An 18,357-nucleotide genomic window follows, 5' to 3' on the forward strand; every position below is an offset into this window, starting at 1 on the left:
AGCCCAACCCCCCCCCCCCCCCCCGCCCCCCCCCCCCGCCCCGGCCCCCCCCCCCCCCCCCCCCCCCCCCCCCCCCCCCCCCCCCCGCGACGGTGGCGCGGCACGGCCCGGGAAGCAAGTCCGGACGCTCACGCACCTTCTGACGAAACTTCACCAAATCGCCACGAGGGCGTTTCCCGACCCCGTACGCTGAGTGCGGTACCGGTGGGGGCCGGCGCCCTTTCGATCTCACCGGCCACCGGTGGGCGGGCGGAACGGCGGGTCCGGAACGCGGACGCCGGGCCGGTCCCCGCTCCCGGGCTCGGGCGGTCTGAGCAGGGGGAGGGACGATGGGGCGGATTCGCGTCCTGGTGGTCGACGACCACCGGATCTTCGCCGAAGCACTGGCCGCGGCGCTCGCCGCCGAGCCCGACGTGGAGGTGGGCGCGGCCGGCAGTGCGGCCGCCGCCGAGCGGGCGCTGGAGCGCGCCGCCGCCGAGGGCCGGGCCTACGACGTGGCGCTGATCGACGCCGATCTCGGGGCCGGCGGGGGCGCAGGTGCCGGAGCGGTCGGTGGGGCCGGAGCGGTCGGGCCGCCCGGGGCGGCTCCGCCGACGGCCCGCAGACGGCCCGGTACGGACCCCGCCGAGGAGGCCCGGCGCCGGGCGGCCCCGCCCGTACCGCCGCCGCGGCGGCCGGCCGTACCACCCGGGGCGCCCTCCCCGCTGTCGTCCGCCACGGTGACGGGCGCGCCGCCCGGCGGGGCCCGGTCGGCGGCCGACCCGCTCCGGGGGGACCAGCTCAGACCCGGCGCCCCGCCGCCCGACGGCATCATCCTGCTCGCCCGCCTCCGCCGCGCCCACCCCGGTCTGCGCGCCGTCGTGCTGGCCACCGCGGACGACCCGCACCGCGCCGCCCGTGCCCTGCACGCGGGCGCCACCGGCTGGGTGGCCAAGGAGAGTTCACTGGCCCGGCTGCTCGCGGTGGTCCGGGGCGTGCTGCGGGACGAGACGCACCTGCCGCCCGCGCTGCTCACCGGGGTGATCCGCGAACTGACCACCGCGCGGCGGGACCGCACCGAGAGCGAGCGCCTGGTGGACACCCTCACCCCGCGGGAGAAGCAGATCCTGCGCTGCATGGTCGCCGGCCTGGGGCGGCAGGCCGTCGCGGAACGGCTCTACCTGTCGCCGCACACCGTCCGGACGCACATGCAGAACGTGCTCGGCAAGCTCGGGGTGCATTCCACGCTGGCCGCCGTCGCGGTCGCCCGCCGGGCCGGGGTCAGCCCCGCCGAGCCGGCCGTGCCGCCACCGGCCGTACCGCCGCCGTCCGTGGCGGCGACCGTCGAGCGGGCGTAGGCCGGTCGCGGCTCAGCCCGGGATATTGTCGAACGGGGCGATCAGCAGCCGCAGCAGTGCGGCGAGTTCGGTCTGCTGGCCGGAGGTGAGCTGGGCGAGGAGTTCGCGTTCGTGCGCGAGCAGCCCGGCGAGTGCCTGGTCGGCGCGGTCGCGGCCGTCGTCGGTGAGCCGCACCAGGACGCCGCGCCGGTCGTCCGGGTCGGGCAGCCGCTTGACCAGGCCCTTGCCGGTGAGCCGGTCGATCCGGTTGGTCATGGTGCCGGAGGTGACGAGGGTCTGGGTGAGCAGCTGGCCGGGGGAGAGCTGGTACGGGGTGCCGGCCCGCCGCAGGGCGGTCAGGACGTCGAACTCCCAGGGCTCCAGGCCGTGCTCGGCGAAGGCGGTGCGGCGGGCGCGGTCCAGATGCCGGGCGAGCCGGCTGACCCGGCTGAGCACCTCCAGCGGCTCCACGTCGAGGTCGGGGCGCTCCCGGCGCCATGCTGCGACCAGCCTGTCGACCTCGTCCTCCATGACGATCAGTGTATCGGTGGATGTGTCGATGTGAAGTCTCTTGACATCGAGAAATGTGCCGACGAGGCTTCACCGAGATATCTTGATGTCGAGATACCTGTGAGGTGAACCATGAGCACCACCGCCTGGGACCCTGCGCAGTACCTGCGCTTCGCCGACGAACGCACCCGCCCGCTGCGCGATCTGCTCGCCCGCGTCCCCACCCTTCCGCACCCCGGCGAGGAGACCGTCCTCGACATCGGCTGCGGCCCCGGCAACTCCACCGCCGTCCTGCGCGAACGCTGGCCGCACGCCCGCATCACCGGCGTCGACAACTCCGCACCGATGCTCGCCACCGCCCGTGCCGAGGGCGAGCCCGACGCCGACTACCTGCTCGCCGACGCCCGCGACTACGACCCGGCCCCGGCCCGGCCCGACCTCGTCGTCTCCAACGCCGCCCTCCAGTGGATGAACCGGAGTGATCGCCGGCCCCGACAGGGACCCTCCTCGCCGAAGGCGGGCGAGGAGGGACGGGCGGACGGCCACCTCGACATCGTCCCGCGCTGGGCCGCCGCCCTGCGCCCGGGCGGCGTCGTCGCGTTCCAGGTCCCCGGCAACTTCGACGCCCCCAGCCACACCCTGCTCGCCGACCTGCGCCGCAGCACCCGCTGGCGCGCCCTGCTCGGCGAGGACGCCGTCCGGGCCGGGGTCCACCCGCCCGCGCGCTACCTCGAAGCCCTCGCCGCCGCCGGCTGCGACCCGGACGTCTGGGAGACCACCTACCTCACCGCCCTGCCGGGGCCGGACCCGGTCCTGGAGTGGGTCAAGGGCACCGCGCTGCGCCCCGTCCTGACCCGGCTCAGCGATCCGGCCGACCGGGCCGCCTTCCTCGCCGAGTACGGGCGGCTGCTGCGCGAGGCCTACCCGGCCGGGCCGTCCGGGACGGTCTTCCCGTTCCGGCGGATCTTCGCGGTGGGGGTCAAGCGGTAGCCGGGGCTCAGCCCTTGCGGTCGCCGACCAGCTTCGGGTGCCGCTCCAGGCCCTCCAGGCCGTGCCAGGCGAGGTTCACCAGGTGCGCCGCCACCGTCGCCTTGTCCGGCTTGCGGACCTCCAGCCACCACTGGCCGGTCAGCGCGACCATGCCGACCAGCATCTGCGAGTACATCGGGGCCAGCCGCGCGTCGAAGCCGCGCGACTTGAACTCCAGGCCCAGGATGTCCTCCACCTGGGTGGCGATGTCGCTGATCAGCGAGGCGAAGGTGCCGGTCGACTGGGCCACCGGGGAGTCCCGGACCAGGATCCGGAAGCCGTCCGTCGAGGTGTCGATGTAGTCCATCAGCGCGAAGGCGGCCTGTTCCAGCAGCTCGCGCGAGTGCCCGCCGGTCAGCGCCCCGGTCACCATGTCGAGCAGCAGCTGCATCTCGCGGTCCACCACCACCGCGTACAGGCCCTCCTTGCCGCCGAAGTGCTCGTACACGACGGGCTTCGACACCCCGGCGCGTTCGGCGATCTCCTCCACCGAGGTGCCGTCGTAGCCGCGCTCGGCGAAGACCGTCCGGCCGATCTCCAGCAGCTGCTCGCGCCGTTGCTTGCCGGTCATCCGGACCCGGCCGCCCCGGCGGCGCGGGGCGGCCGGGGCGTCGGCCCCGTCGGCCGGCCCGCCCGCCGGTGCAGCGGCCCGCGGACGGGCGGGCGCCGCGTCCGTCCGCGTGCCGTGGTGACCGCCTGTGGTGTCTGCGCTGCTCCCGTTCACCCCTACATCATGCTGGAAGCGCCGCCTCATGCGGTGCGGCGGGCGGCGATCCGCTGTGCGTCCGGCCAGCGGACGTCCCGGACCCAGCCGGCCAGCTCGAACCAGCGGATCAGCCGGGCCGAGGAGTCGATCTGCCCGCGGAGCACCCCGTGCCGGGCCGCGGTCGGATCGGCGTGGTGCAGGTTGTGCCAGGACTCGCCGCAGGAGAGCACCGCGAGCCACCAGACGTTGCCGGAGCGGTCCCGGGAGCGGAACGGGCGCCGGCCGACGGCGTGGCAGATCGAGTTGATCGACCAGGTGACGTGGTGCAGCAGCGCCACCCGGACCAGCGAACCCCAGAAGAAGGCGGACAGCGCGCCCGTCCAGGTCAGCGTCACCAGGCCGCCGACCAGCGGGGGCACCAGCAGCGAGATCGTGGTCCAGAGCCAGAACAGCCGGGAGATCCGCCTTATGGCCGGGTCGCGGACGAGGTCCGGGGCGTACTTGAGCTGCGGGGTCTGCTCCTCGTCGAACATCCAGCCCATGTGCGCCCACCACAGGCCCTTCAGCAGGGCCGGGACGCTCTCCCCGTAGCGCCAGGGCGAGTGCGGGTCCCCGTCCTTGTCGCTGTACCGGTGGTGCTTGCGGTGGTCGGCGACCCAGCGCACCAGCGGGCCCTCGACGGCGAGGCTCCCGGCGATGGCCAGGGCCAGGCGCATCGGCCGGCCGGCCTTGAACGCGCTGTGGGTGAAGTAGCGGTGGTAGCCGACGGTGATGCCGTGGCAGGTGAGGAAGTACATGGAGACGGTGATCGCGACGTCCGTCCACCCCAGCCCCCAGCCCCAGGCCACCGGTACGGCGGCCAGCAGCGCGGTGAACGGCACGAGGATGAACAGGCCGAGCGCGAGCCGCTCGGCCACGCCCTGCTTCTCCCCGCCACGGGTGGCGGACAGCTGCGTGGCTGCGGTGTCGGGATCGGGTTCGGGAGTCGGAGTGCGGGACGCGGTGGTCCCCGCGCGCGCCTCGCCTGCCTGGATGGTCATGGGCGTCCCTTTGCGGCGTCCCGGAACGGGAGAGAAGCGGAGCCTACGTCGGCGTAACTTACGGCATCGTAGGTTGCACTCCGTGTCCAGGGGAACACTCCACCGCGCGGCGCTTGAGTGAATTCACCCGACTGGATGGATGAACCCGGGGCCCGGGGAGTTCGGTCGGAGGGCTCGAATCCGGGCCTCGGATCGGTGCAAGTCGATACCCACGGCGGGGTCCGCTCGGGTAGGGTCTGACACGTCTGTCCGCCGTGGTGTAATGGCAGCACAGGGCCCTTTGGAGGCCTTTGTCTGGGTTCGAATCCTAGCGGCGGAGCCTCTGCACGCCTCCGGTTCGGGCGTCTCCCATCACGCCGGTATTGTCGGTGCTGCTCGGCGGACTGTGCATATGGCGACCGGCCTGGGTCCCGGCCGGGTCCGCTCTGCCCTCTCTGTGAACCTACCGAGGAGCCTCCCCGCATGGGTGCCAATTCGCTTGCCGCCGTTGTCGTGCTCGCCGCCGGAGGCGGGACCCGGATGAAGTCGAACAAGCTGCCCAAGGTGCTGCACGAGGTGTGCGGACGGTCGTTGGTGGGGCACGCGGTGGCGGCGGCCGGGGAACTGGCGCCGGAGCAGCTCGTGGTGGTCGTCGGCCACCAGCGCGAGCAGGTCCAGGGGCACCTGGTGGAGCACTACCCGGCCGTGCGGACCGCGGTGCAGGAGGAGCAGAACGGCACCGGGCACGCGGTGCGGACGGCGCTGGAGGCGCTGGCCGCGGACGACGTGGTCCTGGACGGCACGGTGATCGTCACCGCCGGCGACTCGCCGCTGCTGACCGGGGCGACCCTGCGCCGGCTGGCGGACGCGCACACCGCCCAGCAGAACGGCGTCACCGTGCTGACCGCCGTCGTCCCCGAGCCCTTCGGCTACGGCCGGATCCTGCGCGACGAGGACGGCACGGTCGCCTCGATCGTCGAGGAGCGGGACGCCACCGACACCCAGCGCACCATCGCCGAGATCAACTCGGGCGTCTTCGCCTTCGACGCCAAGCTGCTGGTCGAGGCGCTGGCCGCGCTCACCACGGACAACTCGCAGGGCGAGGAGTACCTGACCGACACCCTGGAGATCCTGCGCAAGGCGGGCCACCGGGTCGGCGCCGTGGTCGCCGAGGACCACCGGGACATCCTGGGCATCAACGACCGGGTCCAGCTGGCACAGGCCCGCCGGCTGCTGAACGACCGCCTGCTGGAGCGGGCGATGCGCGCGGGCGTCACCGTGGTGGACCCGGCGACCACCTGGTTCGACGTCCAGGTGAGCTACGAGCCGGACGCCGTGGTGCTGCCCAACACCCAGCTGCAGGGCGCCACCCACCTGGCCGAGGGCTGCGAGGTCGGCCCGAACTCCACCCTGAAGGACACCCTGATCGGCGCCGGCGCCCGTGTGAGCAACACCACGGCCGACCGCGCCGAGGTGGGCGAGCTGGCCGTCGCGGGCCCGTACGCCTACCTGCGGCCGGGTGCGAAGCTGGCCCGCAAGGCGAAGGTCGGCACCTACGTCGAGATCAAGAACTCCGAGCTGGGCGAGGGTGCGAAGGTCCCGCACCTCTCGTACATCGGCGACGCCACGATCGGTGAGGGCACCAACGTCGGCGCGGCCTCGGTCACCGTGAACTACGACGGCGTGAACAAGCACCGCACCGTCATCGGCGCGCACTGCCGCACCGGCTCGGACAACATGTTCATCGCCCCGGTGACCATCGGTGACGGCGCCTACACCGGCGCCGGTTCGGTGATCACCAGCGACGTCCCGCCGGGCGCGCTCGGCGTGAACCGCGCGTACCAGCGCAACATCGAGGGCTGGGTCGAGCGCAAGCGCCCCGGCACCGTGTCGGCGCAGGCCGCGAAGGCCGCGACGGACGCGGCCGCGGAGGCCTGACGCGGCGGGCCCGGGACCGCGGGGCGGTCCCGGGGCGGACGGTTTCTGCGCGGGCGCGTAACCTTGGGGACATACGTGCGCCACTGGGCTTACCGCCCGTGTCCAGGCGTACCGACAATTCCCCGACCCCGTACCGCGCGTGGGCCTCGCCTGCCCGGCACCGGGTCGCGGGTTCAGCGTCCGCAAACGCGAGGAGACGGTGCAGTGAGCGGGATCACGACGTCGGGTGAGAAGAAGCTGAAGCTCTTCTCCGGCCGTGCCCACCCGGAGCTGGCGAAGGAGGTGGCCGCGGCGCTCGAGACCGAGTTGGTCCCCACCAAGGCCCTGGACTTCGCCAACGGCGAGATCTACGTCCGTTTCCTGGAGTCCGCCCGCGGCGCGGACTGCTTCGTGATGCAGAGCCACACGGCTCCCATCAACCAGTGGATCATGGAGCAGTTGATCATGATCGATGCTCTGAAGCGGGCCTCCGCCCGGAGCATCACCGCGATCCTGCCGTTCTACGGGTACGCCCGCCAGGACAAGAAGCACCTCGGCCGCGAGCCCATCTCGGCCCGGCTGGTCGCCGACCTGCTGCGCCAGGCCGGTGCCGACCGCCTGATGGCCGTGGACCTGCACACCGCGCAGATCCAGGGCTTCTTCGACGGCCCGGTGGACCACCTGTTCGCGCTGCCGCTGCTGGCCGACTACATCGGCGAGAAGGTCGACCGCTCCAAGCTGACCGTCGTCTCGCCGGACGCCGGCCGTGTGAAGGTGGCCGACCAGTGGTGCGACCGGCTGGACGCCCCGCTGGCGATCATCCACAAGCGCCGCGACATCACCCAGGCCAACACCATCCTGTCGGCCGACGTCGTCGGTGACGTCAAGGACCGGGTCTGCGTCCTGGTCGACGACATGATCGACACCGCCGGCACCATCTGCGCCGCGGCCGACGCGCTGTTCGAGAACGGCGCCGCGGACGTCCTGGTGGCGGCCACCCACGGTGTGCTCTCCGGCCCGGCCGCGGACCGGCTGAAGAACTCGCGGGTCAGCGAGTTCGTGTTCACCAACACGCTGCCCACCCCGGCGCAGCTCCAGCTGGACAAGATCACCACGCTGTCCATCGCCCCGTCGATCGCCGCCGCGATCCGCGAGGTGTTCGAGGAGGGCTCGGTCACGAGCCTCTTCGAGGGCGTGCACTGACGAAGCCCGCGCAGGCGGCCCCGGTCCCCAGCGGGCCGGGGCCGCCGCCGATTTCGCGGGAGGCGGTAGGTGCGGTTAGACTCGTGAAACTGCTCGGCGAGGGATGCCGTGTGCCTGCTCGACGGGCGCTCGCTCCGTGATCGACGCGCTGCCGGTGCCGGATTCCCGTCCGCCGGCAGGCCGTTGCCGCCGAGTGACCCCCGAACGTACTGAGGGTGTGGTCCCGGCGGTTTTTCGCGTTGCCTGCACCCCCGCGCCATTTTCCACGAGGAGTGCAGTCGTGTCCGAGATCCGTATTGCCGCTGAGACCCGTACCGAGTTCGGCAAGGGTGCCGCCCGTCGCGCCCGCCGCGCCGGCTTCGTCCCCGGTGTCGTCTACGGCCACGGCCACGCCCCGGTTCACCTGAACCTGCCCGGCCACGACCTGATGATGGCCCTGAAGACCCCGAACGCCCTGCTGGTCGTCCCGATCGAGGGCAAGGACGAGTACGTCCTGCCGAAGGCCGTCCAGCGCGAGGCCATCAAGCGCAGCATCGAGCACGTCGACCTGCTGCTGGTCAAGCGTGGCGAGAAGGTCAACGTCGAGGTTCCGGTCCACACCGAGGGCGAGCTGGCCCCGGGCGGCAACCTGCTGGAGCACGTCCTGCAGGCCCTGCCGATCGAGGCCGAGGCCACCCACCTGCCCGAGGCCGTCACCGTCTCGGTCGAGGGCCTGGAGGCCGGCGCCTCGATCCACGCCAAGGACATTGTCCTGCCGGCCGGTGTCGCCCTGGCCGTCGACGCCGACGCCGTCGTCCTGCAGGTCATCGCCGCCCAGGCCGCCCCGGCCGAGGAGGAGACCGAGGAGGCCGAGGGCGCCGAGGCCTGAGCCTCGCCCCGAAAGCTTTGACCGCTGCCCCGGTCGCTCCCGCTGGAGCGGCCGGGGCAGCGGTGTGTCCGGGACGCGGTGTCTCCGGGGATGATGGCGTCGAGCGTGAAGGCGAGGAGTGAGGGCGCGATGGCGGACGAGTACGAGGGCCCCTGGCTGGTGGTGGGGCTGGGCAACCCGGGCGAGCAGTACGCCCGGAACCGGCACAACATCGGGTTCATGGTGGTGGACCTGCTGGCGCAGCGGATGGGCGCCAGGTTCAAGGCGCACAAGAGCCGGGCGCAGGTGGCCGAAGGGCGGCTGGCGGGCAAGCGGGTCGTGCTGGCCAAGCCGATGTCCTTCATGAACCTCTCCGGCGGGCCGGTGACGGCGCTGCGCGACTTCTACAAGGTGCCGGCCGCCGCGCTGATCGCGGTCCACGACGAGCTGGACATCGACTACGCGGCACTGCGGCTGAAGCTCGGCGGCGGGGACAACGGCCACAACGGGCTGAAGTCGATCACCAAGTCGCTGGGCCCGGAGTACCACCGGGTGCGCTGCGGGATCGGCCGCCCGCCGGGCCGGATGGAGGTCGCGGACTTCGTGCTGAAGGACTTCTCCTCGACCGAGCGCAAGGAACTGGAGTGGTTCGTGGACCGCTCGGCGGACGCGGTGGAGGCGCTGCTGTCCGAGGGTCTGGAGCGGGCCCAGGGCACGTACAACTCCTGAACGTCCGTCAACAGGCGTGGCGGGTACGCAACAGTCGTACAACGCTTGACCGGTCAAACCTGAATCCGTGTGAGAAGCCTGTGCGGGATCGGATAGCGTCGGCCCGGGTACGCGAACGAGTCCTGGGGAGTTCTCGATGCGGGGATTGGGTCCGGTCCGCCCACTGCGGCGGATCCGGGTGGTCCGGCTGAAGCAGTTCGGACGGCGGATCGGTACGGCCGGTGCGCTGGGGGCGGCCGGAGTACTGCTGTCGAGCGGTGCGCTGGCGCACGCCGACCCGGTGGCGGAGCCGGATCCGCTGATCGCCCCGGAGCCGGCCGCCCAGCCGGTGCTCGGCGAGTCGATGGGCCCCGACGCGGGGCTGTTGGCGGTCGGCGGCGGCCTGCTGGTGGCGGGCGGTGGAGCGGCGCTGTGGTTGAAGCGCCGGCGCGCGGGCGAGCCCGCGGAGTAGTCACGAGTCCTCAGGGGCCGGTGTCCACGACGGTGGGCACCGGCCCTTCGTCGTACTTTCCCGGGGGTGTCATCCGTTTCCGGCGCGCCGGGCGTCATGGGGGTATGAAGCGCGAATCATTGCGCCCGGGGGGCTCGGGGGCCGATCCGTTCGACGAGTTCGTCGCGGCTCGCTACCAGGCCCTCCTGCGGGGGGCGTACCTGATCACCGGGGACGTCCACGACGCCCGGGACCTGCTGCACGACGCGTTGGCCCGGGTGTACCCGAAGCGGACGGCGATCCGGGACGTGGCGGCCGCCGAGGGGTACGTCCGGACGACGATGGTCCGCACGCACGTCTCGCGCTGGCGGCGCACCCGGCGGGAGGTGCTCACGCCCGTGCTGCCGGACTCCCCGGAGGCGACGGTGGCCGAGCACGACGAGCAGCTGGCGGCGGCGCTGCGGGCCCTGCCGCCCCGGCAGCGGGCGGTGGTGGTGCTGCGCTACTACGTCGACCTGCCGGTGGCGCGGGTCGCGCAGGAGCTCGGTTGCTCGGAGGCCACGGCGAAGACGCATCTGGCGCGGGCGATGAAGACGCTCCGGCAGGAGCTGGCACCGGCGAGGGAGATGGTGGGGCATGGCGGCTGAACACCCGGACGGGTTCGAGGAGGAACTGGTCGTCCGGCTCGGCGCGCGGGCGGGGTCGGTGGCCGGCAGCCCGCCGCTGCCCCAGCTGCGGGAGGCCGGTCGGCGCCGGGCGCGGTCGCGCCTGGTGGTGCGGTCGGTGGCGGGGGCGGCCGTGTTCGCCCTGGGAGTGGGCGCGCTGGCGCACTGGGGCGGGAGCACGACCGGGGCCGTACGGGGGTCGGCCCAGGTCGTGGGCGGGGGGTCGTTGTCCCCGTCCCCGGGGACGGGGAGCCGGCCGCCCGTCCCGCAGGCGTCACCGGGGTCGCCGTCCTCGTCGGCGCCGGACACCGAGGGGCCGCTGCTGCTCTGCCAGGGCGGGCCGGCCTCGTTGCGGCTGCCCACGTGGGAACAGGTGACGGCTTCGGGGACGACGTCCTCGCGGCCGCCGTCGGGCGGGCCGTCCGGCCCGCCGTCGGGGCCACCGCCGGCGTCGTCGACGACGCCCCCGTACGTGCCGTCCTCGGGGGCGAGCACGAGCAGTGGGCCGGACGCTTCCGACCCGGTCCGGGTGGCCGCCGAGATCAGGAGGGTGGGGGCCGACAAGTACCCGGACCACTGGTTCGGCGTCTGCGGGACCCTGGACCACCAGGTGTACGTCATGCGGGTGCCGGGTTCCGACCTCGACGCCGTCGTGTCGGCCGCCGTGAGCCACCCCGGGGTCACGATCAACTTCGTGGACGTGCCGGGGTCGCGTCGGCACTACCTGGCGCTGGCGCGGCGGATCACGGTCGACGACGGTGGCTACTGGGCGGCGCGGGGGGTGACCGTCTCCGGGGTGACGATCTCCGAGGACGGCACCGGGGTGCTCGTGCACACCCCGCAGTTCGCGGCCGTCAGGGCCGACGTCATGGCCCGCTACGGGTCGGAGGTGATCGAGGTGCGGCCGCGCTGACCGGAACGCGGAGGGGCCGACGGCACGCGCCGTCGGCCCCTTCGCGTTCCCCGGATCAGCCGGTGTTGCGCAGGCCGGCGGCGATGCCGTTGACGGTGAGCAGCAGCGCGCGGGCGCGCAGCGGGTCGTCGTGGCGGCCGGCCGAGACCTCCTCGCGCTGGCGGCGCAGCAGCGCGACCTGGAGGTAGGAGATCGGGTCGAGGTAGGCGTCGCGGACGGCGAAGGTCTGCTTCAGCACCGGGTTGTGCTCCAGCAGTTCGCTCTCGCCGGTGAGCCGGAGCACCTCGCGCAGGGTGAGGGCGTGCTCGTCCTTGATCTGGTCGAAGACGTGGCGCAGCTCGCCGGGCACCAGCTGCTCGACGTAGTGGCGGGCGATCCGCAGGTCGGTCTTGGCCAGCGTCATCGCGACGTTGGACAGGAAGTTGCGGAAGAAGTGCCACTCGCCGTACATCTCGTCCAGCACGTCGCCCAGGCCGGCCGCGCGGGCGGCGGCGAGGCCGGAGCCGACGCCGTACCAGCCGGGGACGATCTGGCGGGACTGGGTCCAGCCGAAGACCCACGGGATGGCCCGCAGGCCGTCCAGGCCCGCGCCGGAGTCGGGGCGGCGGGACGGGCGGGAGCCCAGGTGCAGCGAGGCGAGCTGGTCGACCGGGGTGGAGGCGAAGAAGTACTTCGGCAGGTCCTCCTGCTCGACCAGGCCGCGGTAGGCGGTGTGGGCGGCCTCGGAGACCCGGTCCATCGCGGCGTCCCAGCGGGCCAGCTCCTCGGGGGCCTGGCGCGGGGCGGTGTGCAGCGCGGAGGCGGCCAGGGTGGCGGAGAGGGTGAGCTCCAGGTTCTCCCGGGCGAGGGAGGGGAGCAGGTACTTGTCGGAGATGACCTCGCCCTGCTCGGTGACCTTGATCTCGCCCTCCAGGGTGCCCCAGGGCTGGGCCAGGATGGCCTCGTGCGAGGGGCCGCCGCCGCGGCCGACGGTGCCGCCGCGGCCGTGGAAGAGGCGCAGCCGGATGCCGTAGCGGTGGGCGACGTCGCGCAGTCGGCGCTGGGCGCGGTGGATCTCCCACTGGGAGGTGGTGATGCCGCCGAACTTGGAGGAGTCCGAGTAGCCGAGCATGACCTCCTGGACGTCGCCGCGCAGGGAGACGAGCAGGCGGTAGGAGGGGTCGGAGAGCATCTCGTCGAGGATGCGGTCGGCCTGCTGGAGCTCGTCGGTGGTCTCCAGCAGCGGCACGATGCCGATCTTGGCGACGCCGGCGTGCAGGTCGATCAGGCCGGCCTCGCGGGCCAGCACGGTGGCGGCGAAGACGTCGTCGGCGCCCTGGCACATCGAGATGATGTAGCTCTCGACGATCTCGTCGCCGAAGCGCTCGAAGCCCTCGCGGATGGTGTTGAAGACGCCGAGGGTCTTGGTGCCGGCCTCGTCCAGCGGGGCCGGGGTGGGGGCGAGCGGGCGGCGGGAGCGGAGTTCCTTGGCGAGGAGCTTCTGCCGGTACTCGCGGGGCATGTCGGCGTAGCGCCAGGCCTCCTCGCCGAGGCGGTCGAAGAGCTGGCCGAGGGCGTGGTGGTGGGCCTCGGCGTGCTCGCGCACGTCCATGGTGGCGAGCTGGAGGCCGAAGGCCTCGATGGTGCGGATGGCGCGGGCGAGGCGGCCGTCGGCGATGAGTTCGCCGCGGTGGGCGCGCAGCGAGTCCTGGATCAGCCGCAGGTCGGCGACGAGTTCGCGGGTGCCGCGGTAGTCGCGGCCGTCGATGTGCGGGGTGCCGCCGGCCAGGCGCTCGCGGGTGTTCTCCAGCTTGAGCCGGATGCAGGTGGCCTTGAGGCGGTAGGGCTCCTCGGCGTTCATCCGCTTGTAGCGCGGGCTCAGTTCGGGGAGCAGGTGCAGGTCGTTGTTGAGCGAGGCGAGCAGTTCGACCGAGGCCCCGGCCAGCCGCTCGGAGGTGGAGAGGGTGTTGCGCAGGTCGTCGATGGCGTCGAGGGCGTCCTTGATGCCGTACTCGTGCTGGAGGTTGAGGACGTCCCAGGTGACCTGCGGGGTGACGTTGGGGTTGCCGTCGCGGTCGCCGCCGATCCAGGTGCCGAAGGTGAGCGGGCGGACGCCGTCGGGCAGGTTGAGGCCGACCCGGGCGAGCTCCTCCTGCAGCTCCTCCAGGACCTCGGGGACGGCCTCGCGGTAGAGCTCGTCCAGGTAGTAGACGGCGTTGCGGGCCTCGTCGGTGGGCTCGGGGCGGGCGATGCGCAGCTCGTCGGTCTGCCAGAGCAGGTCGATGACCTCGGCGAGGCGGCGGTCGGCGGAGCGCTTGGCGCTGCTGGTGCGGGCCGGGTCGGCGGCGACGAGGCCGGAGGCGAGCTCCTCGCGGTGGATGCGGTCGAGGAGTTCGCCGATCCGGCGCAGCTTGTTGAGGACGCTGCGGCGGGCGGCCTCGGTGGGGTGCGCGGTGAAGACCGGGCGGACCGCGAGGTGGGCCAGGGTGTCCGCGAGGTGCTTGGGGTCGGCCTCGGCGAGCTGGTCGGCGGTCTGCGCGAGCAGCGAGCCCTCCCGGGCGCGGCGGGTGGCGAACTCCCGGCCGCGGTGCACCTGCTCGGTGACGTTGGCGAGGTGGAAGTAGGTGGAGAACGCCCGGACCAGCTTGGCGGCGGTGTCCAGGTCGATGTCGGAGAGGAGTTCGGCGGTGGCCTCGCCGTCGGTGCGGCTGAGCAGGCGGACCTGTTCGACCAGGCCCAGCAGCTGGGGGCCCTCCTGGCGGACCAGCGTCTCGCCGAGCAGGTCGCCGAGGCGGCGGATGTCCGCACGCAGGGCGGCGTTGTCGGCGACGACGGGCGTGGGGCTGTCCGCCGGGGCGGGGACCGGAGCGGTCACGGCTGGCTCCCTGTGGTGGTGGGGTTCGGCAACGGCTCATCGTCACAGGTCCACACGCGTGTGGCGGTTGTGACGCGTGCGGACCGCGCTGTCCGACGCGACCAGCATAGGTGTCGGGGCGTTCGCTGTCCGCGAGGTGGCCGGATGGCGGACAGAGCTGCCGAAAAGCGGCGGTGGTCTGGACCACTTGGCGGACTCGGAAGGTGTGCCGGACAATCCCGGTGGGGAGGGGTGGGGATTGCCGCATAGTCTGTCGGGCATGAGCTTGTCGCCGGGGGAGCGCGCACAGGACCGGTCGTTCTGGTGGTGGAAGCGGCCGCGCAGCGCCTTCCTGGACATCGGGCTGGCCGTGCTCGCCGCCCTGGAGTGCTCGGTCAGCACGATCGCCTTCCTCTCCGCCCGGGTCGACCTGTCGACCGCCGGCGTGATCGGCGTCGCGGTGCTGGGCTCGCTGGCCGGCGGCTCGCTGGTGCTGCGCCGGCGCTGGCCGGCCGTTCCGGTGCTGGTCACCCTGCTCGCGATGCCGGGGATGCTCGGCGTCCTGCTGCTGGTCGTGGCGCTGTACACGCTGGCGGAGACCTGGGAGTGGCCCTCGCGGCGCTGGCGGGTGGTGGCGCTGTCCGCGCTGGCCTTCGCCGAGGCGGTCGCCGTGATGATGGTGTCGATGCTGACCCCCGGCGACTCGGCCGCGGAGCCGCCGCCGCTGTGGGGCCAGGTCCTGATAGCGGTGCTGGTCGCGGTCGGGCTGACCGTCCCCCCGGTGGTGACGGGCCTGTACGTGGGCGCGCGGCGGCGGCTGATCGAGTCGCTCAAGGACCGCGCGCACGGCCTGGAGGCCGAGCTGGACCTGCTGGCCGAACAGGCGCAGGAGCGTGCCCGCCGGGCCCGGCTGGAGGAGCGCACCCGGATCGCCCGCGAGATGCACGACGTGGTGGCGCACCGGGTCTCGCTGATGGTGGTGCACGCCGGGGCGCTGGAGCGGATCGTCGTCAAGGACCCGGAGAAGGCCGCGCAGAGCGCCAAGCTGATGGGCGAGGTGGGCCGGCAGGCGCTGAACGAGCTGCGCGAGATCCTCGGTGTGCTGCGGATGGACGACGAGCGGCAGCCGGAGCCGGACTCGCTGGCCGGGCTGCCGCGGCTGGTCGACCAGTCCCGGGCGGCCGGGATGGCGGTGACGCTGACGGTCAGCGGCAGCCGCCAGGAGTTCACCGGCGAGGCCGAGCAGACCGCCTACCGGGTCGTCCAGGAAGGGCTGACCAATGCGCACAAGCACGCGGGCGGCGCCCAGGTGTCCGTCCTGCTGGCGTACGCGCCGAACGGGGTGCGGGTGAGCGTGGTGAACGCCTGCCCGGGCGGGGAGCGGGGGGCGGCCAAGCTGCCCAGCGGGGGCAACGGACTGGTCGGGATGCGGGAACGGGTGATCGCGCTCGGCGGCACCTTCTCGTCCGGGCCGGAGGCGGACGGAGGGTTCCGCGTCGAGGCGGTACTGCCCTCCCGGCTGGCGGTGCGGGCCGAGCGGCTGCGGTGAACCGCCGCCGCTCCCGCCCTGCTCAGCGGTCGTCGGCGGTGCGCAGCCGTTCCGGGGAGGTGCCCAGCACCAACGCGGTGATCGCCTGGTCGATGCCGTGGCCGAGGAACCACTCGCCGGTGTGGTCCAGGCTGTAGACCCGGCCCTCCTCGTCGACGGCGAGCAGCGCCTGCCCGTACGCCTCCTCGCCGAGCGGCGCGACCTGGGTGCCCAGCGCCCGGCCGAGGTCCAGCAGGGTGCGCGGCTGGTGCAGGCCGCACAGCGGGTCGACCAGGAACGGGGTGCGGGCCAGCTGGCGGCCCGGGCCGGACAGGTCGAAGGCGAGGCCGCCGAACTCGGCCCAGGCCTCCACCGCCGCCGGGAAGACCGAGTGCGCCACGCCGTTGGGCGCGCCGTACCCGACCAGGGCGTCGGCCCACTCCTCGGCCTGCCCCATCTCCCAGCGGCCGGGGTGCCAGCCGGCCGCCTTCAGCTCGGCGGCGACGTCGGCGGGGAAACGCGGGCGGGTCCGTCCGACGGTGCCGGTGGCGGAGTCGCCGGGGGCTCCACCGCCGGGGGCGGAGAGGGTCGCCGGCGGCGGCGGGGGCGGGCTGGGCGGATTCAGGGTGGCCTCCAGGGCTCGGGGACGGGGGACGGACGGACCGGCGCTCGACCGGTCAGCGCACGGTCGGTCCGACGGCGACGCTCTGCACGGTGAAGTGCTCCAGCATCGGCGCGCAGGAGCGGCACGGCGGGGCGTGGGTGCCGTGCGCCGGATCGCCCTCCTCGCGGATCCGCAGGGTCGTCATCCGGGAGCCCCTGAGCGCCTTGCGGGCCTCGTTCAGGCTCATCGGCTTGCGGGCGGCGCGCTTGGAGCGCCGACCGTCGACCGCGGCCAGGTACTGGGAGAGCAGGACGGCCTCCGGACAGCGGCCGGTGAACCGCTCGCGGGCCTCCAGCGGCAGGGTGTCCAGGAAGCCGGTGACCAGGTGGTGCAGGACCGGGCGGCGGTCGTCCTTGCCGCCCGCCAGGGTGTGCACCTCGCCGCCCTTGAGCGACAGCGCGGCGGCGACGGCGGGCAGCAGGCTGTCGCGGTGGTGGCGCAGCACGGGCGGGTCCGCCGGCTCACCGGTGGTCATCCGTCGTCCTCCTCCTCGTTACCCGGCCGTCGGCCGGGGTGGCCCGGCCGGTCCTGGGCAAGCCTGTCAAACGACACCGACATCCGTACAACCGGGGTGCGGGCGCGGCGGATACCGGGCGGACCGCGCGGGCCGTTCCCCGATGCTGGCCGAATGCGCACCCCCTCGTCATGACTTGTCCGCCGATTCACCGAAAAGGTCACCGGCCGGGGCGGCGGCCGCTACCGTTCCGGCGGCGGGCCGGGCGGGTGCGACCGGCGATCAGGGAGGCTTCCGGCGGGGCCGACTCCGGTGCCCGCAGCGGGTGTTGAGGCCGCGGCGCGGGGCCGGGCGTCAGGGTCGGGGGTCGGGGCCGGGTGTCGGGGTCGGGTGTCGGGGCCGCACCCCACCGGGCACGGCCGGGGCGGCCGACGCGAGCGGTCGGCGGGGCGGTCCCCGGGGGCGGGGGTTGTCCAAAGGCGGGGGTCCGGGCCTTGAGGGGACCCCCTAGGCTGGTGCCAGCAAGCACCGAGTATTTGCAGCAGCCAGTGGGGGCTCCCAGATGACGACAGGTCGGCCCGGCGTCGCCGCCGCACCGAACGCGGCGTACGCAGGTCAGGTGGTGCAGTTCCCGGATCCGGTCCGTGCCGAGCGGCACCCCGCCGGGGTCAGCGTGGACGAGTACGGCTACCCGGACTTCGGCCCGTACGCCGCCGCCGCGGCCGAGGTCGCCGACCCGCCGGAAGGCTTCGGCGTGGACGAACTGCGGCTGACCGACTACGTCTCGGCCAATGCCGCGCTCTACACCCAGGGCCACCCGCTCTGGGCCGACCTGGAGACCGCCGTGGCCACCCCGCCCGGCTGGACCTGGCACCACGCGGTCGGCCGCGCCGCCCCCGGCTGGCGGCGGATGGAGCTCGTCCCGGTCGAGGTCAAGGCACTGCTGCGGCACCACGGCGGCCTGGCCACCTCCGCCGCCGACCACACCCGGCGCGGCACCCGCCCGCTGCAGGAGCGCCGGCCGGTCCACTTCTCGCTGGCCAAGGACGGCGGCGACCCGATCGGCGTCCCCGAGGACCTGGTTCAGCGCGCCGAGGAGCGCCTCGGCTACCGGCTGCCCGGCGCCTACCGCACCTTCCTCAAGCTGGGCGGTGGCCGCGCCCCCGTCGGCGTGGCGCTGGACACCGACCTCGGCCTGCTGCTCGACCAGCCGTTCCTGACGCTGACCGAGGAGTACGGCACCGATGACGTCGTGTACGCCAACAAGTGCCTGCGCGACCACCTCACCAAGGACTACCTGGCGGTCGCCTACGCGCAGGGCGGCCTCGTCGCGCTCAAGGTGCGCGGCGAGCGGACCGGCTCGGTCTGGTTCCACCTGTACGACGACGCCCGCGACTCCGGTGGCCCGGAGGCCCCGGAGGACCGCTGCGCCCGACTGCTGCTGCCCTGCGGCGAGGACTTCGACGCCTTCCTGCTGCGGTTGGCGGGCAGCCCGCCGGAGCTGGAGACGGTCGCGGAGCTGATGGTGGACGGCGGGTTCGCCCGGGCCGTCCCGGTGGGCTGATGCACGGGATCGCGGTGGACGTGGTGGTGC

The 18,357-nt window shown here is 73.6% G+C and carries 17 protein-coding genes and 1 tRNA gene; 12 read left to right on the forward strand and 6 right to left on the reverse strand.

Annotated features, from left to right (window positions below):
* The first annotated feature begins 329 nt into the window (after positions 1-329).
* A complete protein-coding gene (locus ACIRST_RS30670; RefSeq protein ID WP_402806102.1) occupies positions 330-1,337 on the forward strand; it encodes a LuxR C-terminal-related transcriptional regulator in 1,008 nt (335 codons plus the stop codon).
* A 12-nt stretch (positions 1,338-1,349) separates the two neighbouring features.
* Here the strand turns inward: ACIRST_RS30670 and ACIRST_RS30675 are convergent, their stop codons facing one another.
* The gene (locus ACIRST_RS30675; RefSeq protein WP_350526134.1) at positions 1,350-1,847 is read right to left on the reverse strand and encodes a MarR family transcriptional regulator; all 498 of its coding nucleotides are present in this window, start codon (positions 1,845-1,847) and stop codon (positions 1,350-1,352) included.
* A 111-nt stretch (positions 1,848-1,958) separates the two neighbouring features.
* Here ACIRST_RS30675 and ACIRST_RS30680 point away from each other — a divergent pair, with 111 nt between their 5' ends.
* Positions 1,959-2,816 carry a methyltransferase domain-containing protein gene (locus tag ACIRST_RS30680; protein ID WP_402806105.1) on the forward strand — a complete coding sequence of 286 codons (858 nt, stop codon included), beginning with the start codon at positions 1,959-1,961 and terminating at the stop codon, positions 2,814-2,816.
* A gap of 7 nt (positions 2,817-2,823) precedes the next feature.
* Here the strand turns inward: ACIRST_RS30680 and ACIRST_RS30685 are convergent, their stop codons facing one another.
* Positions 2,824-3,426 carry a TetR/AcrR family transcriptional regulator gene (locus tag ACIRST_RS30685; protein WP_350526162.1) on the reverse strand — a complete coding sequence of 201 codons (603 nt, stop codon included), beginning with the start codon at positions 3,424-3,426 and terminating at the stop codon, positions 2,824-2,826.
* A 179-nt stretch (positions 3,427-3,605) separates the two neighbouring features.
* A complete protein-coding gene (locus ACIRST_RS30690) occupies positions 3,606-4,601 on the reverse strand; it encodes a fatty acid desaturase (protein ID WP_350526136.1) in 996 nt (331 codons plus the stop codon).
* A gap of 248 nt (positions 4,602-4,849) precedes the next feature.
* On the opposite strand from ACIRST_RS30690, the gene ACIRST_RS30695 reads away from it, so the two are divergent.
* The 8 genes from ACIRST_RS30695 (at position 4,850) to ACIRST_RS30730 (ending at position 11,284) form a co-directional block, all read left to right on the forward strand.
* Positions 4,850-4,920 (forward strand) — tRNA-Gln (locus ACIRST_RS30695).
* Between the two features lie 143 nt (positions 4,921-5,063).
* Positions 5,064-6,518 (forward strand): bifunctional UDP-N-acetylglucosamine diphosphorylase/glucosamine-1-phosphate N-acetyltransferase GlmU, encoded by a 1,455-nt coding sequence (gene glmU, locus ACIRST_RS30700; RefSeq protein WP_350526137.1) that lies wholly within the window; start codon positions 5,064-5,066, stop codon positions 6,516-6,518.
* 204 nt (positions 6,519-6,722) lie between these two features.
* Positions 6,723-7,700, forward strand: a complete 978-nt coding sequence (locus ACIRST_RS30705; protein ID WP_350526138.1) for a ribose-phosphate diphosphokinase — start codon at positions 6,723-6,725, stop codon at positions 7,698-7,700.
* A gap of 280 nt (positions 7,701-7,980) precedes the next feature.
* The gene (locus tag ACIRST_RS30710) at positions 7,981-8,568 is read left to right on the forward strand and encodes a 50S ribosomal protein L25/general stress protein Ctc (protein ID WP_350526139.1); all 588 of its coding nucleotides are present in this window, start codon (positions 7,981-7,983) and stop codon (positions 8,566-8,568) included.
* Between the two features lie 129 nt (positions 8,569-8,697).
* On the forward strand, positions 8,698-9,276 hold the full coding sequence (gene pth / locus ACIRST_RS30715; protein ID WP_350526163.1) for an aminoacyl-tRNA hydrolase: 579 nt from the start codon (positions 8,698-8,700) through the stop codon (positions 9,274-9,276).
* A 136-nt stretch (positions 9,277-9,412) separates the two neighbouring features.
* Complete coding sequence (locus tag ACIRST_RS30720) at positions 9,413-9,727, forward strand: hypothetical protein (protein ID WP_350526140.1); 315 nt, start codon at positions 9,413-9,415, stop codon at positions 9,725-9,727.
* A gap of 104 nt (positions 9,728-9,831) precedes the next feature.
* Positions 9,832-10,353 carry a SigE family RNA polymerase sigma factor gene (locus ACIRST_RS30725; RefSeq protein WP_350526141.1) on the forward strand — a complete coding sequence of 174 codons (522 nt, stop codon included), beginning with the start codon at positions 9,832-9,834 and terminating at the stop codon, positions 10,351-10,353.
* The gene (locus tag ACIRST_RS30730; RefSeq protein WP_402806112.1) at positions 10,343-11,284 is read left to right on the forward strand and encodes a hypothetical protein; all 942 of its coding nucleotides are present in this window, start codon (positions 10,343-10,345) and stop codon (positions 11,282-11,284) included. The genes ACIRST_RS30725 and ACIRST_RS30730 overlap by 11 nt, the downstream gene beginning before the upstream one ends.
* Positions 11,285-11,339: 55 nt before the next feature.
* On the opposite strand, the gene ppc is transcribed toward ACIRST_RS30730, so the two are convergent.
* Positions 11,340-14,138 (reverse strand): phosphoenolpyruvate carboxylase, encoded by a 2,799-nt coding sequence (gene ppc, locus ACIRST_RS30735; RefSeq protein WP_350526143.1) that lies wholly within the window; start codon positions 14,136-14,138, stop codon positions 11,340-11,342.
* A gap of 259 nt (positions 14,139-14,397) precedes the next feature.
* Here ppc and ACIRST_RS30740 point away from each other — a divergent pair, with 259 nt between their 5' ends.
* Entirely contained in the window at positions 14,398-15,666 is a 1,269-nt protein-coding gene (locus ACIRST_RS30740; RefSeq protein WP_350526144.1) for a histidine kinase, read from the forward strand.
* Positions 15,667-15,688: 22 nt separating this feature from the next.
* Here ACIRST_RS30740 and ACIRST_RS30745 read toward each other — a convergent pair whose 3' ends face one another.
* Together ACIRST_RS30745 and ACIRST_RS30750 are read right to left on the reverse strand one after the other, a co-directional pair.
* Entirely contained in the window at positions 15,689-16,270 is a 582-nt protein-coding gene (locus tag ACIRST_RS30745) for an SUKH-3 domain-containing protein (protein ID WP_402806137.1), read from the reverse strand.
* Positions 16,271-16,322: 52 nt separating this feature from the next.
* A complete protein-coding gene (locus tag ACIRST_RS30750) occupies positions 16,323-16,784 on the reverse strand; it encodes a YwqJ-related putative deaminase (protein WP_350526145.1) in 462 nt (153 codons plus the stop codon).
* Between the two features lie 541 nt (positions 16,785-17,325).
* Here ACIRST_RS30750 and ACIRST_RS30755 point away from each other — a divergent pair.
* The gene (locus ACIRST_RS30755; protein ID WP_350526146.1) at positions 17,326-18,327 is read left to right on the forward strand and encodes an SMI1/KNR4 family protein; all 1,002 of its coding nucleotides are present in this window, start codon (positions 17,326-17,328) and stop codon (positions 18,325-18,327) included.
* Positions 18,328-18,357: the final 30 nt, after the last annotated feature.

Source organism: Kitasatospora sp. NPDC101447, from assembly GCF_044767225.1.
Taxonomy (GTDB): domain Bacteria; phylum Actinomycetota; class Actinomycetes; order Streptomycetales; family Streptomycetaceae; genus Kitasatospora.